This is a genomic window from Aeromicrobium phoceense (assembly GCF_013868155.1).
Lineage (GTDB): Bacteria > Actinomycetota > Actinomycetes > Propionibacteriales > Nocardioidaceae > Aeromicrobium > Aeromicrobium phoceense.
Window position 1 is genome coordinate 2,468,068 of sequence record NZ_JACEOG010000001.1, and the last position, 13,456, is coordinate 2,481,523.

17 protein-coding genes are annotated in these 13,456 nt (G+C 71.8%); all 17 read left to right on the top strand.

Features of this window, described 5'->3' with window-relative positions:
* Nucleotides 1-46 precede the first annotated feature (46 nt).
* The 17 genes from H1W00_RS11965 (at nt 47) to H1W00_RS12045 (ending at nt 13,450) form a co-directional block, all read left to right on the top strand.
* Nucleotides 47-946, top strand: a complete 900-nt coding sequence (locus H1W00_RS11965; protein WP_181755901.1) for a carbohydrate ABC transporter permease — start codon at nt 47-49, stop codon at nt 944-946.
* Nucleotides 943-1,770, top strand: coding sequence for a carbohydrate ABC transporter permease (locus H1W00_RS11970; RefSeq protein WP_181755902.1), 828 nt, complete (start codon nt 943-945; stop codon nt 1,768-1,770). Before H1W00_RS11965 ends, H1W00_RS11970 begins: the two co-directional genes overlap by 4 nt.
* On the top strand, nt 1,767-3,215 hold the full coding sequence (locus H1W00_RS11975) for a glycoside hydrolase family 3 N-terminal domain-containing protein (protein ID WP_181755903.1): 1,449 nt from the start codon (nt 1,767-1,769) through the stop codon (nt 3,213-3,215). The genes H1W00_RS11970 and H1W00_RS11975 overlap by 4 nt, the downstream gene beginning before the upstream one ends.
* Nucleotides 3,212-4,132 carry an ROK family protein gene (locus H1W00_RS11980; protein WP_181755904.1) on the top strand — a complete coding sequence of 307 codons (921 nt, stop codon included), beginning with the start codon at nt 3,212-3,214 and terminating at the stop codon, nt 4,130-4,132. The genes H1W00_RS11975 and H1W00_RS11980 overlap by 4 nt, the downstream gene beginning before the upstream one ends.
* Nucleotides 4,132-4,890 (top strand): glucosamine-6-phosphate deaminase, encoded by a 759-nt coding sequence (gene nagB / locus H1W00_RS11985; RefSeq protein ID WP_181755905.1) that lies wholly within the window; start codon nt 4,132-4,134, stop codon nt 4,888-4,890. Before H1W00_RS11980 ends, nagB begins: the two co-directional genes overlap by 1 nt.
* A 43-nt stretch (nt 4,891-4,933) precedes the next feature.
* The gene (locus H1W00_RS11990; protein ID WP_181755906.1) at nt 4,934-5,998 is read left to right on the top strand and encodes a sn-glycerol-3-phosphate ABC transporter ATP-binding protein UgpC; all 1,065 of its coding nucleotides are present in this window, start codon (nt 4,934-4,936) and stop codon (nt 5,996-5,998) included.
* 38 nt (nt 5,999-6,036) lie between these two features.
* A complete protein-coding gene (locus H1W00_RS11995) occupies nt 6,037-6,972 on the top strand; it encodes a metal ABC transporter substrate-binding protein (RefSeq protein ID WP_206680018.1) in 936 nt (311 codons plus the stop codon).
* On the top strand, nt 6,969-7,757 hold the full coding sequence (locus H1W00_RS12000) for a metal ABC transporter ATP-binding protein (RefSeq protein ID WP_338072891.1): 789 nt from the start codon (nt 6,969-6,971) through the stop codon (nt 7,755-7,757). Before H1W00_RS11995 ends, H1W00_RS12000 begins: the two co-directional genes overlap by 4 nt.
* Nucleotides 7,754-8,596, top strand: coding sequence for a metal ABC transporter permease (locus H1W00_RS12005; protein WP_181755908.1), 843 nt, complete (start codon nt 7,754-7,756; stop codon nt 8,594-8,596). Before H1W00_RS12000 ends, H1W00_RS12005 begins: the two co-directional genes overlap by 4 nt.
* Nucleotides 8,577-8,966, top strand: a complete 390-nt coding sequence (locus H1W00_RS12010; protein WP_181755909.1) for a Fur family transcriptional regulator — start codon at nt 8,577-8,579, stop codon at nt 8,964-8,966. The genes H1W00_RS12005 and H1W00_RS12010 overlap by 20 nt, the downstream gene beginning before the upstream one ends.
* The gene (locus H1W00_RS12015) at nt 8,954-9,817 is read left to right on the top strand and encodes a 3-methyladenine DNA glycosylase (RefSeq protein WP_181755910.1); all 864 of its coding nucleotides are present in this window, start codon (nt 8,954-8,956) and stop codon (nt 9,815-9,817) included. Before H1W00_RS12010 ends, H1W00_RS12015 begins: the two co-directional genes overlap by 13 nt.
* Before the next feature lie 57 nt (nt 9,818-9,874).
* The gene (locus tag H1W00_RS16615) at nt 9,875-10,333 is read left to right on the top strand and encodes a GNAT family N-acetyltransferase (protein ID WP_206680019.1); all 459 of its coding nucleotides are present in this window, start codon (nt 9,875-9,877) and stop codon (nt 10,331-10,333) included.
* Between the two features lie 39 nt (nt 10,334-10,372).
* A complete protein-coding gene (locus H1W00_RS12025; protein ID WP_181755911.1) occupies nt 10,373-10,750 on the top strand; it encodes a VOC family protein in 378 nt (125 codons plus the stop codon).
* Nucleotides 10,747-11,667: a PfkB family carbohydrate kinase gene (locus H1W00_RS12030; protein WP_181755912.1), complete on the top strand. Its 921-nt coding sequence runs from the start codon at nt 10,747-10,749 to the stop codon at nt 11,665-11,667. Before H1W00_RS12025 ends, H1W00_RS12030 begins: the two co-directional genes overlap by 4 nt.
* Nucleotides 11,668-11,779: 112 nt before the next feature.
* Nucleotides 11,780-12,139, top strand: coding sequence for a metalloregulator ArsR/SmtB family transcription factor (locus H1W00_RS12035; protein WP_181755913.1), 360 nt, complete (start codon nt 11,780-11,782; stop codon nt 12,137-12,139).
* A complete protein-coding gene (locus H1W00_RS12040) occupies nt 12,136-12,639 on the top strand; it encodes an SRPBCC family protein (protein ID WP_181755914.1) in 504 nt (167 codons plus the stop codon). The genes H1W00_RS12035 and H1W00_RS12040 overlap by 4 nt, the downstream gene beginning before the upstream one ends.
* Nucleotides 12,640-12,703: 64 nt before the next feature.
* On the top strand, nt 12,704-13,450 hold the full coding sequence (locus H1W00_RS12045; RefSeq protein ID WP_338072892.1) for a M15 family metallopeptidase: 747 nt from the start codon (nt 12,704-12,706) through the stop codon (nt 13,448-13,450).
* Nucleotides 13,451-13,456: the final 6 nt, after the last annotated feature.

Below are 13,456 nucleotides of genomic sequence, written 5' to 3' on the forward strand. Positions count from 1 at the left end.
GGCCCCGCCGCCTGCCGGGAGCACACTGCCCAGGGAAGGAGGAACGATGAGCACGCAGACGGCCGCCCGCAGGTTCGGGCCCTACGCCCTGCTGACGCCGGCGGTGGTGATCCTGGGGATCGCCATGGGGTATCCCCTGGTGCGCCAGGTCGTGATGTCGTTCCAGGAGTACGGCCGGGCCCAGCAGTTCGGCCAGGCGGCACCCTTCGTCGGCCTGGAGAACTACACGCAGCTGTTCACCGATCCGCAGATGTGGGCGGTCGTCGGCCGGTCGCTCGCGTTCTGCGCCGTCAACGTGGTCGTGACGATGGTCATCGGGATCTCGCTGGCAGTGCTGCTGAAGCACGTGTCGCGCGGGCCCCGGCTGACCCTGCAGATCGCGATGCTGCTCGCGTGGGCCATGCCGGTGATCGCCGCGATGACCTCGTGGCAGTGGCTCTTCGACACCCGCTACGGCGTCATCAACTGGACGCTCGTCCGCCTCGGGTTCGAGTCCTTCGACGGCCACAACTGGCTGACGAACCCCTGGTCCTTCTACTTCGTGGCCACCGTGATCGTCGTGTGGATGAGCGTGCCGTTCGTCATGTTCACGATCTACGCGGCGCTGACCCAGGTGTCCGAGGAGGCGCTCGAGGCCGGCGAGCTCGACGGCGCGAACGCCTGGCAGCGGTTCCGGCACATCGTCTACCCGACGATCCGCCCCGTCCTCACGATCACGCTGCTGCTTCAGGTCGTGTGGGACCTGCGGGTGTTCGCCCAGATCTACTACCTGCAGGGCGTCGGCGGCACCCCGAGCAAGACGCACCTGCTCGGCACGTACATCTACACGCTCGGCATCGGCCAGAGCGACTACGGCATGGCCTCCGCGCTGGCGATGTTCGTGCTCGTGCTGACCCTCGTCCTCACCGCGGGCTACGTCCGCGCGCTGCTGAAGGAGTCGCGATGACGCGCACGACGACCCGCCGCCTGTGGGGTGCCCTGGCCGTCGTGGTCGCGGTCCTGTGGGTGTTCCCGGTCTACTGGATCCTCAACAGCGCGTTCCAGCCGGCCGCCCGGCTGCGCTCCCCCGAGCCGGCCTGGTTCCCCCGCGACCTCACGGGCTCGGGCTTCGCGAGGGTCTTCGACGACGCCTTCGTCGACTCGTTCAAGCTCAGCATCACCGTGACGATGATCGCCGTGATCTGCGCCGGGCTGTGCGCCTTCCTGGGGGCCGTGGCGATCTCGCGCTTCCGCTTCCGCGGGCGCGCCCAGTTCGTCCTCGTCGTCCTGGCGATCCAGATGATCCCGCCGGAGGCCCTCTTCATCAGCCAGTACAAGATGCTCGGCGACGCCGGCCTCTACAACACGATCGGCGGCCTGGGTCTGCTCTACATCGCGATGATCCTGCCCTTCACCATCTGGATGCTGCGCGGCTTCGCCGACGGGGTCCCGATCGACCTGGAGGAGGCCGCGATGGTCGACGGCTGCAGCCGCACCCGCGCCTTCTTCACGATCACGTTCCCCCTGCTGGCTCCGGGGCTGGTGGCGGCCAGCGTCTACGGGTTCCTGCAGGCCTGGAACGAGTTCACCCTCGCGGTCGTCGTCATGGACCCGTCGAACCGCACGCTGCCGCTGTGGCTGCGCGGCCTGTCCGACGTGTCCAACGAGGCGATTGACTGGCCCGGCGTCATGGCCGGCGCGACGATGGTGGCCGTTCCGGTGATCGTGTTCTTCATGATCGTCCAGGGCCGGATGACCTCCGGCCTCGTCTCGGGGGCGGTGAAGGGATGACCGACGACTCGGTGCGCGCCGACGCGCACGGCGTGATGCTGGCCGCGTTCCACGGCCCGCGGGTTCCCTCGTGGCTGGCTGAGGCGTTCGCCGACGGTCTGGCCGGGATCTGCCTCTACGGCGACAACCTGCCCGCGGACGGCGACGTCCGCCCCGTCGCCCGGGCCGTCGCGGCGCTGGACCCCACCCGGATCCTCGCCCTCGACGAGGAGGGCGGCGACGTGACCCGTCTGCACATGGCGACGGGCAGCGCTCACCCGGGCAACGCCGCGCTCGGCGTCGTCGACGACGTCGCGCTGACCCGCACGATCGCCGCCGGCATCGGTGCCGAGCTGCGTGAGGCCGGCGTGTGGCTGGACCTGGCGCCGTGCGCCGACGCGAACAGCAACGCCGCCAATCCCGTCATCGGCACCCGCAGCTTCGGCGCCGACCCGGCGCTCGTGGCCCGCCACGTCGCCGCCTTCGTCGAGGGACTCGCCTCGGCGGGCGTCGCCGCGAGCGTGAAGCACTTCCCCGGGCACGGCGACACGAGCGCCGACTCGCACCTGGAGCTCCCCCGCGTCGACGCCTCCGCCGCAGTCCTGCGCGAGCGCGAGCTGGTGCCGTTCCGGGCCGCGATCGAGGCTCGGGCGGCGTCGATCATGACGTCCCACGTGGTCCTCGCCGCCTTCGATCCCGACCGTCCGGCCACGTTGAGCCGGGCCGTCCTGACCGGGCTGCTGCGCGACGAGCTCGGTTACGACGGCGTGATCGTCAGCGACGCGCTCGACATGGCCGGCGCCAGCGGCCCCCTCGGCCTCGGTGGCGCGGCGGTCGCGTCGCTCGCCGCCGGTGCCGACCTGCTGTGCCTCGGCCCGGAGTCCTCGGCCGAGCCGCGTGCGCTCACCGAGGCCGTGGAAGCGGTCGTCGCGGCGGTCGGGGCCGGCACCCTGGAGCGCAGCCGGCTCAGGGACGCAGCAGTGCGGGTAGAGCGGCTGCGCGCCGACTGGTCGGGCCGCCCCGCGCCCGAGCCGGGAACCATCGAGACCGCCCGGACCGCCTCCGAGAAGGTCGCCGCGGAGGTGGTCGCCCGGCTCGGCGTCACCCCGCTGACGGGACGCGCCACCGTCGTGCGCATCGACACCGGCACCAATCCCGCCGTGGGCTGGACCGACTGGGGCCGCCTCGACGTGGACGCCGACGTCGTCGACCTGACCGCTCGCGACCTGGAGGGCGTCGGCCCGTTCGGTGGCGAGGTCCTGGTGGTCGCCCGCCGTGCCGCCGCCCACCCCGAGGTCCGCGATTGGGTCACCGCGCAGCTGGACGCCAACCCGCAGGCGCGGCTCGTCGAGCTGGCGTGGCCCGATCCGAGGTTCGCGGACCGCTCCGACGTGCTGTGCACGATGGGCTCGTCGGCCGCCCTGCTGACCGCGCTCTCGCGCGCGCTGAGGGGTGACAACTCGTGACCACTCCGATCCTCGTGGGCCTCGACATCGGCGGCACCTCCGTCAAGGCGATGGCCGTGTCGCCCACCGACCCCACCGGCCCCGCGCTGGCCGAGCTGCGCCGCCGTACCCAGCTCGGCGCCGATGGCATCCGCGACGGCATCACCGCGGCCGTCCACGACCTCGCCGCCGCCGTACCCGACGCCGACGTCGTGGGCATCGGTGTGGGCATCCCCGGATTCGTCTCGCGGGGCACCGCGTCGCATGCGGTCAACCTCGGGCTCGGGGCCGAGCCGCTCGACCTGCTGCCGACGCTGAGGGCGCTCACGCCCGGGCCGGTGGGCGTGGAGAACGACGTCAAGACCGCCGCGCTCGGCGCCCGCGGCTGGCTCGCGCAGCACGATCCCGGCGTCGACGACTACGCCCTGCTGAACATCGGCACGGGCCTGGCCGCAGGGATGGTGCTCTGCGGTCGGCTGCGCGCCGGGGCGACCGGCTCGGCCGGCGAGATCGGCCACCTCGTCTTCGACCGCAGCGGCCCGGTGTGCCCGTGCGGGCAGACCGGCTGCCTCGAGCTGTACGCCTCGGGCAGCGGCCTGCGGCGTGGCTGGTCGGGCACCGCACGCCAGCTGTTCGCCGCGGCCGAGGCCGGGGACGAGGCGGCGGCCCGGACCGCGGACGACCTCACCGCCGGGATCGCGCACGCGATCACGCTGCTGGCCTACGGCCCCGACGTCGCGCTGATCCTCGTGACCGGTGGCGTCGTCTCCCGCAACCCCGCACTGCGTGCCGCGGTCACCGCCCGCCTGCACCACGACGACCGCGCCCTCGTGGGCCGCGCCGTCCCGGTCGCCGACCGGGTGCGCTGGCTGCCCGATCACGTCGCGGTCGGCACCCGCGGTGCCGCGCTGCTGGTCACCGAGGGAGTGATGGGCTGATGGAGGTCGTCGTCACCACGAGCCCGGGCGAGGTCGCCGCGGACGCGATCGCCGGGCACCTGCGCCCTGGTGCGGTCCTCGGCCTGGCCACCGGCTCGTCCCCACTGCCGGTCTACACGTCGCTGCTGCGCCGGCGCGACACCGGCGAGCTCTCGTTCGACAGCGTGCGCGCCTTCACGCTCGACGAGTACCTGGGCCTGCCCCGCTCGCACCCGCAGAGCTACCACTCGGTGATCCGGCGCGACTTCACCGACCAGGCGGGCATTGAGGTCGACGGCCCCGACGGCGAGGCGACGGACGTCCCCGCCGAGGCGGCCCGCTACGAGGCGGCGATCGCCGCCGCGGGCGGCATCGACGTGCAGCTGCTCGGGATCGGCACGGACGGCCACATCGGCTTCAACGAGCCCGGGTCGTCCCTGGCCTCGCGCACCCGGACCAAGACCCTGACCCCGCGCACCCGCGAGGACAACGCCCGCTTCTTCGGCTCGGTCGACGAGGTCCCGATCCACGTGCTGACACAGGGCCTCGGCACGATCCTCGAGGCACGTCACGTCGTGCTGGTCGCCACCGGTCCGGCCAAGGCGGCCGCGGTGGCCGCCGCGGTCGAGGGACCGGTGAGCGCGTACTGCCCCGCCTCGGTGCTCCAGCTGCACCCGCACGTGACGTGCGTCGTGGATCCGGACGCCGCCGCGGACCTGAAGTTGATCGACTACTACCGCTTCACCGTGGCCCACAAGCCGGACGGGCAGCCGTGGTGACCATGAACCCAGCGCCCATGAACCCAGTTGAAGGAGCAGCATCGTGGCATCGGTGACTTTCGAGAAGGCGACCCGGGTCTTCGACGGGCAGGAGCGTCCGGCCGTGGACGCGATCGATCTCGCCATCGAGGACGGCGAGTTCCTCGTGCTGGTCGGTCCGTCGGGCTGCGGCAAGTCCACGACGCTGCGGATGCTGGCGGGCCTGGAGGACGTGGACTCCGGTCGCCTCCTCATCGGGGACCGCGACGTGACCCACCTGGCCTCCAAGGACCGGGACATCGCGATGGTGTTCCAGAACTACGCGCTCTACCCGCACATGACAGTGGCCGAGAACATGGGCTTCGCCCTCAAGATCGCGCGCGTCCCCAAGGCCGAGATCCGCACCCGGGTGGAGGAGGCCGCGGCCATCCTCGACCTGACGCCCTACCTCGATCGCAAGCCGAAGGCGCTGTCCGGCGGCCAGCGCCAGCGCGTCGCGATGGGCCGGGCGATCGTCAGGTCGCCGCAGGTGTTCCTCATGGACGAGCCGCTGTCGAACCTCGACGCGAAGCTGCGCGTGCAGACCCGCACCCAGATCGCGGCGCTCCAGCGCAGGCTCGGGACCACGACCGTCTACGTCACGCACGACCAGGTCGAGGCGATGACGATGGGCGACCGCGTCGCGGTCATGGACGCCGGAGTCCTCCAGCAGGTGGCGACGCCGCGCGAGATCTACGACCGCCCCGCGAACGTCTTCGTCGCGGGGTTCCTCGGCTCCCCCGCCATGAACCTCCTGGAGCTGCCCGTCGTCGACGGCGGCGTGCGCCTCGGCGACGCCCTCGTCCCGATCGAGCGGTCCGTCCTCGAGCGGGTCGACGGCACCGTCACGCTGGGGGTGCGGCCGGAGAACCTCGGCATCTCCGAGCAGGGCCTGCCAATCACCGTCTCGGTCGTCGAGGAGACCGGCGCCGACGCGTACCTCTACGGGCACACCGAGAACCTCACGGAGAACCTCGTCGCCCGCACCGACTGGCGCCGTCCACCCGAGAAGGGCAGCCACATCCGCCTCGCGCCCCTGGATCTCGCGGACGTCCACGTCTTCGACCCGGCCACCGGCCACCGCCTCTGATTTGACAATCGTTCTCAACCCTCTTGAGAATGGTTGTCATGAAGCTGCTTGCCGGTGCCGCGTGCACCGCCCTCCTCGCCGCAACCCTCGTCGCCTGCGCCGGAGGCGGTGACGACGACGGACGCACCGAGGTCGTCACGTCGTTCTATCCCGCGCAGTTCCTCGCCGAGCGGATCGGCGGCGACGACGTCTCGGTCACCACGCTCACGTCCCCCGGCGCGGAGGCCCACGACCTCGAGCTCACGGCCAAGCAGGTCATGAAGGTCAACGAGGCCGACGTCGTGGTGTACCTGTCGAACTTCCAGGAGGCCGTCGACCACGCGATCGAGGACGCCGACCGCGACGGCGGGTCCACCGTGGACCTGGCCGAGGGCGTGGCGCCGATCGAGGGCGAGGAGGAAGGTCACGAGGAGGAGGGCCACGACCACGAGGGTCACGACCACGACCACGGCGGCGTCGACCCGCACGTGTGGCTGAACCCGGCCAACATGGTGACCGCAGCCGCAGGCGTGCGGGACGCTCTCGTCGAGGCGAATCCCGACGGCGCGTCCACCTACGAGGCGAACGCCGAGGAGCTGATCGCCGAACTCGAGCAGCTCGACGCCGACTTCACGAGCGGTCTGGCCTCGTGCAAGCAGACGGAGTTCGTCACGTCGCACGCCGCGTTCGGGCACCTCGCCGCGGCGTACGGCCTGACGCAGATCGCGATCAGCGGCATCGACCCGCAGTCCGAGCCGACCACGGCGGCGCTGGCCGAGATCACCGAGGAGGTCAAGGACCACGGCATCACCACCGTGTTCACCGAACGCCTCGCGTCCTCCGCCCTGGCCGAGACGGTCGCCCGCGAGACCGGGGCCGACACCGCGGTGCTCGACCCGATCGAGGGCCTGTCGGACGAGACGAGCGACGAGGACTACGTTTCCCTCATGCGACAGAACCTCGACGCGCTGACGAAGGCGAACGGCTGCTCGTGACGTCCCCCTCCGTCCCTCCCGTCATCGACGCCAGCGGCGTCACGGTCGACCTCGGCGGCACCCAGGTGCTGCGCGGGGTCGACCTGCGGGTGATGCCGGGTGAGTTCGTGACGATCCTGGGTGCCAACGGATCGGGAAAGTCCACGCTCGTGCGCGCCCTCGTCGGACTGCTGCCGCACCGTGGCTCGATCGAGCTCTTCGGCACCCCGCTCGGGCGCTTCACCGACCACCAGCGGATCGGGTACATGTCGCAGCGCCCGGAGGTGTTCTCCGGCGTCCCCGCCACGGTGAGCGAGGTCGTGGTGAGCGGTGCCCTGTCGCGCCGCCCGCGCTTCGGCTGGCCGTCGCGCGCCGACCGCGCCGCGGCCGCCGAGTTGATCGAGCGGGTCGGTCTCGCCCACCTCGCGAAACGGCCGATCACGCACCTGTCCGGCGGCCAGCAGCAGCGCGCCCACATCGCGCGGGCGCTCGTGGCCGACCCCGATCTCGTCGTCATGGACGAGCCGATGGCGGGCATCGACGCGCACAGCGCCGAGGTCTTCGCCGGCCTGCTGGGCGAGCTCGACGAGCGCGGCACCGCGATCGTCATGGTGGCCCACGAGCTGGGCCCGATGGCGCCGCTGGTGGACCGCGCGGTCCACCTCGACCGCGGGCTGGTGGAGTACGAGGGACCCGCGGTCGGACCCGGGACCCACGACCACGCGCACGACCACGCGCACAGCAGCGAGCCGTCCGTGACACGGCCCGTGCCCGCCGAGGGCCCTCTTCCGGGAGGCACGTCATGAGCGTCCTGTCGTACGCGTTCATGCAGTACGCCCTCGTCGCCGCGGTCATCACGGGCCTGTCGGCACCGGCCGTCGGCACGTTCGTCGTGCAGCGCCGGCTGGCCCTGCTCGGCGACGGGCTCGGCCACGTCGCGCTCACCGGTGTCGCGCTCGGCCTGCTGACGGGCGTCGCGCCCCTGGCCACCGCGGTGGTCGTCGCAGTGGGCGGCGCCATCCTGCTCGAGGTCCTGCGCAGCATCGGACGCACGAGCGGCGACCTCGCCCTGGCGATGCTGTTCTACGGCGGCCTCGCCGGCGGTGTCCTGCTGACGAACCTCGCGGGCGAGTCCGCAGCCGTGCTGAACCAGTACCTGTTCGGCTCGATCATCACGATGAGCCGGGCCGATCTCGCGGTCGTGACGGTGCTGGGCCTCGTCGTGATCGCGACCACTGTCGCCCTGCGGCCGCAGCTGTTCGCCCTGTGCCAGGACGAGTCGCAGGCGCGCGTCATGGGCATCCCCGTGCGGCTGTACGGGATGCTCATCGCGGTGCTCGCGGCGGTGACGATCACGGTCGCGATGCGCACGGTCGGCCTGCTGCTGGTCTCGGCACTCATGGTGGTGCCGGTGGCCGCGGCCCAGCAGCTGACGCGCAGCTTCCGCTCCACCCACTTGGCGGCCATGGGGATCGGCCTGTTCTCGGCCGTCTCCGGGCTGCTCGTGAGCGTCCAGATCGACACCCAGCCGGGGCCCACGATCGTGGTGATCGCCCTCGGCGTGTTCATCGTGGCGGCGCTGGCCCACGGCCTGACGCACGTCCGTTCCCGACAGGAGGCACCTCATGGTCGAGGCACCGCGTAACACCCGCCAGCGGCGCGCCGTCGCCGACCTCATGGAGGACCTCGACGGCTTCCGCTCGGCCCAGCAGATCCACGCCCTGTTGGAGGATCGCGGCGACAACGTCGGCCTGTCCACCGTCTACCGCACCCTGCAGGCACTCGCCGAGGCCGACGAGGTCGACGCCCTGCGCTCCGACGACGGCGAGACGCTCTACCGCCGCTGCAGCCGCGGGCACCACCACCACCTCGTGTGCCGCGCGTGCGGGCGCACGGTGGAGGTGGAGGGCCCGACGGTCGAGAAGTGGGCCGACCGCGTGGCTGAGGAGAACGGCTTCGCCGACATCTCACACACGCTGGAGATCTTCGGCACCTGCGGATCATGCAGGTCCTGAGCCGCACCGACTGGCTTCCCCTGGCGGAGGCCCACCGCGAGCGGGCGCGCAGGTACACCGGGCCTCACCTCGCGCGGCGCGCGAACAGCGAGAAGCACCCCGTCGCGGACTTCCTGTTCGAGTACTACAACCTCTCCCCCGGTGCCCTCGAGCGCTGGCACCCCGGGCTCGGCGTCGGACTGGCCGACGCGCCGGAGTACGCGGCGCTCGGGGCCTACGTCGAGGACGACGGCGTGGCCTCGGTGGACACCTCGCGACTGGAGAAGCGCCTCCCGGGGCTGCGCTGGACGCGTGACCTGCTCACCCGCACGGCCTCGCGCCCGGCGCGGACCGGGTGCTTCGGACTGCACGAGTGGGCGATGGTCTACCGCGACGCCGACGACCGGCGCCATCCCGCTCCCCTGCGCCTGGGCGGCGCCGGCACCGACGAGGTGGTCGAGTCGCACAGGCTGACGTGCACCCACGTCGACGCGTTCCGGTTCTTCACCGACGAGGCGCGACCGCTCAACATCGAGGAGCTGGGTCGCGAGCACCAGCTCGAGTGGGAGCAGCCGGGCTGCCTCCACGCGACGATGGACCTGTACCGGATCGCCTTCCGGCTGCTGCCGTTCGTCGAGTCGACGATCGTCCTGGACACCTTCGAGCTGGCGCTGGCCGTGCGCGAGGTCGACATGATGGCCTCGCCGTACGACCTCAGCGACCTCGGCTACGAGCCCATCCGCATCGAGACGCCCGAGGGCAAGGCCGAGTACGTGCGCCGTCAGCGCGACTTCACCGACGCCGCCGCTCCCCTGCGGGCGCGCCTCCTCGCCTCGGTCGAGGACCTGCTCAGCACCCCGGTGGTCGAGTAGCACGCGAGCGCAGCGAGCGGCGTATCGAGACCACGCTGCGCCGGATATCGTCGACCCGTGACGACCCCCACCATCACCGCCCGGAGCGGCCCGGACCTCAGCGGCCGCGAGGTCTACGAGATCTGGCGCATCCGCGACGTGGTGTTCGCCGTGGAGCAGCAGTGCGACGAGCCCGATGTCGACGGCGTCGACCTGGCCGACGACTGCGTCCACCTCTGGATCGCCGACGACAACGGCATCGTGCAGTCGTACCTGCGCACCTACGTCGCCGGCGGCGTCCGGAAGGTCGGGCGCGTGGCCACGCTCAAGGAGGCCCGCGGACAGGGCCTGTCGGGAGCCCTCATCCGTGAGGTCCTCAGCCGCTGGGGCGACCAGGAGATCCGCATCGGCGCCCAGGCCTACCTCGAGGACTGGTACGGCACCTTCGGCTTCGTCACCTCCGGGCCCCACTACACGGAGGCCGGCATCGACCACATCCCGATGACCCGCCAGCCCTCCGCGCAGCCGAGCACCTGAACCCTCGGGTGCCTAGGCTGGGCGACCGGAGGTACTCCCATGAGCGGTGACGAAACCTACGGCAGCGTCCGCTACATCGTGCAGGACGTGCAGGCGTCCATCGACTTCTACGTGAACCGGCTCGGGTTCACGCTGCGCGCCCATCCGGCACCACCGTTCGCCGACGTGACCCGGGGCTCGCTGCGGGTCCTGCTGTCCGGCCCGGGCAGCTCGGGCGCTCGCGCCACACCCGCCGACCTCGACGTCCCGGGCCGCAACCGCATCCACGTGGTCGTCGACGACCTGGCCTCCGAGGTCGACCGGCTCCGTGCGGGTGGCGTCGAGCCGACCACGGACATCGTCAGCGGTCCGGGTGGGCAGCAGGTCCTCGTCGCGGACCCGGACGGCAACCTCGTCGAGCTCTTCCAACCGCGGTGAGCGCCGCACGAGCTCCCCGCGCCCTCGTCGTCGGCGAGGCACTGGTGGACGTCACCCGCAAGCCCGACGGCAGCGTCGCCGAGCACCCGGGCGGCTCGCCCCTCAACGTCGCGGTGACGATGGCGCGCCAGGGCATCGACACCACGCTGGCCGCGCAGGTGGGCGACGACCACTTCGGCTCCCTCGTCCGAGCCCACCTCGAGCGCAGCGGCGTGACGCTGGACGGCACCGGGTCGTCGGTGCCGACCGCCTCGGCCACCGCCACGCTCGATGAAGGCGGCGCGGCGACGTACGAGTTCGACCTGCACTGGGACCCCGAGTCGCTGCCCGACCCGGCGGACTTCGACCTCGTCCACGTCGGCTCGATCGGTGCGTGGATGGCGCCGGGTGCCGACGCCGTCGCCGACCTGGTGCGCCGCGCGCACGCCAGCGGCCAGCCAGTCGGCTTCGACCCGAACGTCCGGCCCGCGCTCGCCCCCTCCATACCGGTGCTCCGGCAGCGGGTCTTCGACCTGGCCCGGCTCAGCCGCTTCGTGAAGCTCAGTGACGAGGACGCGGAGGTGCTCGCCGACGGTCACGGCGATCCGCTGTCGGTGCTCCGGGAGCTTGCCACGCACGGTCCCGTGCTGGCCGCCCTCACCCGAGGCGGTGAGTCGGCGGTGCTCCGCTCCGGTGACACGGAGGTCGAGGTGCAGGTCCCCCAGGTCGAGGTTGCCGACACCATCGGCGCGGGCGACACGTGGATGGGCACCCTGCTCACCGAGCTGTTGCTCCGCGGCTGGACCGATCGGACCGCGTTCACCGCCGAGGAGCTCCGCGAGCTCGGGAAAGCTGCCGTCGCCGCCGCTGCCATCACGGTCTCGCGCCCCGGCGCCGACCCGCCCTGGCGCGGCGAGCGCCTCCCGCCCCGCGGATGATGTGCCGGTTCGGCCCATATCTGGGCTCAATCGCCACAAGATGCGACCCGGCGCGAGTCGCGCGGCACGGACACCGTTGACATTCAGGTAACCACTGCGTTACCAATGAACCGTGGATCCGTTCACCGCTCTCGCCGACCCGGTGCGCCGGGCGCTGCTGCGCCGGCTCAGCCGGGGGCCGGCGCGCGTGGTGGACCTCGCGGCCGAGCACCCGATCAGTCGCCCGGCCGTGAGCAAGCACCTCAAGGTGCTGGTCGAGGCCGGTCTGGTCTCCGCGGAGGACCACGGGCGGGAGCGCCACTACACCCTCGTCGACGAGGGTCTTGCCCCCGTACGCGACCTGCTGCACGAGCTCACCCAGCAGCCACGCTTCAGCGAATCCGTGCTCGACGGTCTGGATCTCGAGGTCCGACGCACCGTCAGGGACCACCAGGGCGCCGCGGCGCCCGCTTCCTCCGAGGAGACCGCATGACCCCCGACCCCACCGGACGCCGCGAGACCCGCCACGGCAACGACGGCATCGTGCTCACCCGCACCTTCCGAGCCCCCATCGAGGCCGTGTGGTCGGCGGTCACCGAGAGCGACCGGCTGGCCCGGTGGATCGGCACGTGGAGCGGTGACCCCTCGTCCGGCTCGGTCGAGTTCCGCATGAACGCCGAGGGCGACGACGTCCAGGACGAGACCTTCACGATTCACCGCTGCGAGCCACCGCACCTGCTCGAGGTCTCCTCCCCCGCCGGCGACACGGAGACCTTCGACCTGCTGCTGGAGCTGAGCGAGGACGCGGGCACGACCACCCTGACGTTCAGCCAGTCCATGACAGACCCGGAGCTGGCGGCCAACGTCGGCCCCGGCTGGGAGTACTACCTCGACCGCCTCGTCGCGGCGGAGACCGGCAACGACGCCGAGGGAATCAACTTCGACGACTACCACCCCGGGCAGTCCGACCACTACCGAGGACTGTTCGCCTGACAGACTCTCGGGGGTGCAGTCCAGACCCGACGGGAGCCGATTCGCGATGCCACACCTCCTCCGCGTGACGACCGTCGTCATGACACTGGCCCTGCTCGCTGGCTGCAGTGGCGGGCAGGACGACGAGCCCGCGGCCACTCCCAGCAGCGCCAGCGCGACCCCGACGGCCACGACGCCCACGCCGTCGCCCACCGCCACGACGCCCGCTCCCCCGCCCGCCTCGCGGATCCGCGAGGTTCCCCCGGCCCAGTGGGACGCGATCGTCGAGGCCGGCATGGTTCGTCCGGAGTGCCCGATCCAGCGCCGTGAGCAGCTGAGCCGCGTCGACCTGAACTTCATCGACTTCGAGGGCCGCACGCGCCGCGGTCACGTCATCGTCAACGCCGACGTGGCGCGAAGCATCCAGCGGATCTTCGACCACCTCTTCGCCGAGGAGTTCCCGATCCGCAAGATGAGGGGCGTCGAGGCCTACGGCGGCGACGTCGCGAAGAGTCTGGCGGCGGACAACACCTCCGCCTTCAACTGCCGCCGCGCCGACCAGATCAACGCGCCGTTCAAGGACTCGCCCCACGCGAACGGGCGCGCCATCGACATCAATCCGCTCGAGAATCCGTGGATGGACCTGCGCTGCGACTGCTGGACGCCCCCGGCCCGCCACGCCGAGCGCACCCCGGGGCCCGGCAAGATCCTCGAGAACGATCTCGTGTGGCGGCTGTTCGACCGCGAGGGCTGGATCTGGCAGAACATCGACGTGCCTGACTACATGCACTTCGACACGGGCTACCCGTCGCGTCCCTTCGGCGGCTCCTGACGGGGC

Excerpts from the sequence above, each read along its gene's own strand:
- H1W00_RS11975 (WP_181755903.1), top strand. The coding sequence starts at position 1,767 with ATGACCGACGACTCGGTGCGCGCCGACGCGCACGGCGTGATGCTGGCC.
- H1W00_RS12025 (WP_181755911.1), top strand. The coding sequence starts at position 10,373 with ATGAGCGGTGACGAAACCTACGGCAGCGTCCGCTACATCGTGCAGGAC.
- H1W00_RS11965 (WP_181755901.1), top strand. The coding sequence starts at position 47 with ATGAGCACGCAGACGGCCGCCCGCAGGTTCGGGCCCTACGCCCTGCTG.
- H1W00_RS12010 (WP_181755909.1), top strand. The coding sequence starts at position 8,577 with ATGGTCGAGGCACCGCGTAACACCCGCCAGCGGCGCGCCGTCGCCGAC.
- H1W00_RS11995 (WP_206680018.1), top strand. The coding sequence starts at position 6,037 with ATGAAGCTGCTTGCCGGTGCCGCGTGCACCGCCCTCCTCGCCGCAACC.
- H1W00_RS12005 (WP_181755908.1), top strand. The coding sequence starts at position 7,754 with ATGAGCGTCCTGTCGTACGCGTTCATGCAGTACGCCCTCGTCGCCGCG.
- H1W00_RS12015 (WP_181755910.1), top strand. The coding sequence starts at position 8,954 with ATGCAGGTCCTGAGCCGCACCGACTGGCTTCCCCTGGCGGAGGCCCAC.
- H1W00_RS11970 (WP_181755902.1), top strand. The coding sequence starts at position 943 with ATGACGCGCACGACGACCCGCCGCCTGTGGGGTGCCCTGGCCGTCGTG.
- H1W00_RS12040 (WP_181755914.1), top strand. The coding sequence starts at position 12,136 with ATGACCCCCGACCCCACCGGACGCCGCGAGACCCGCCACGGCAACGAC.
- nagB (WP_181755905.1), top strand. The coding sequence starts at position 4,132 with ATGGAGGTCGTCGTCACCACGAGCCCGGGCGAGGTCGCCGCGGACGCG.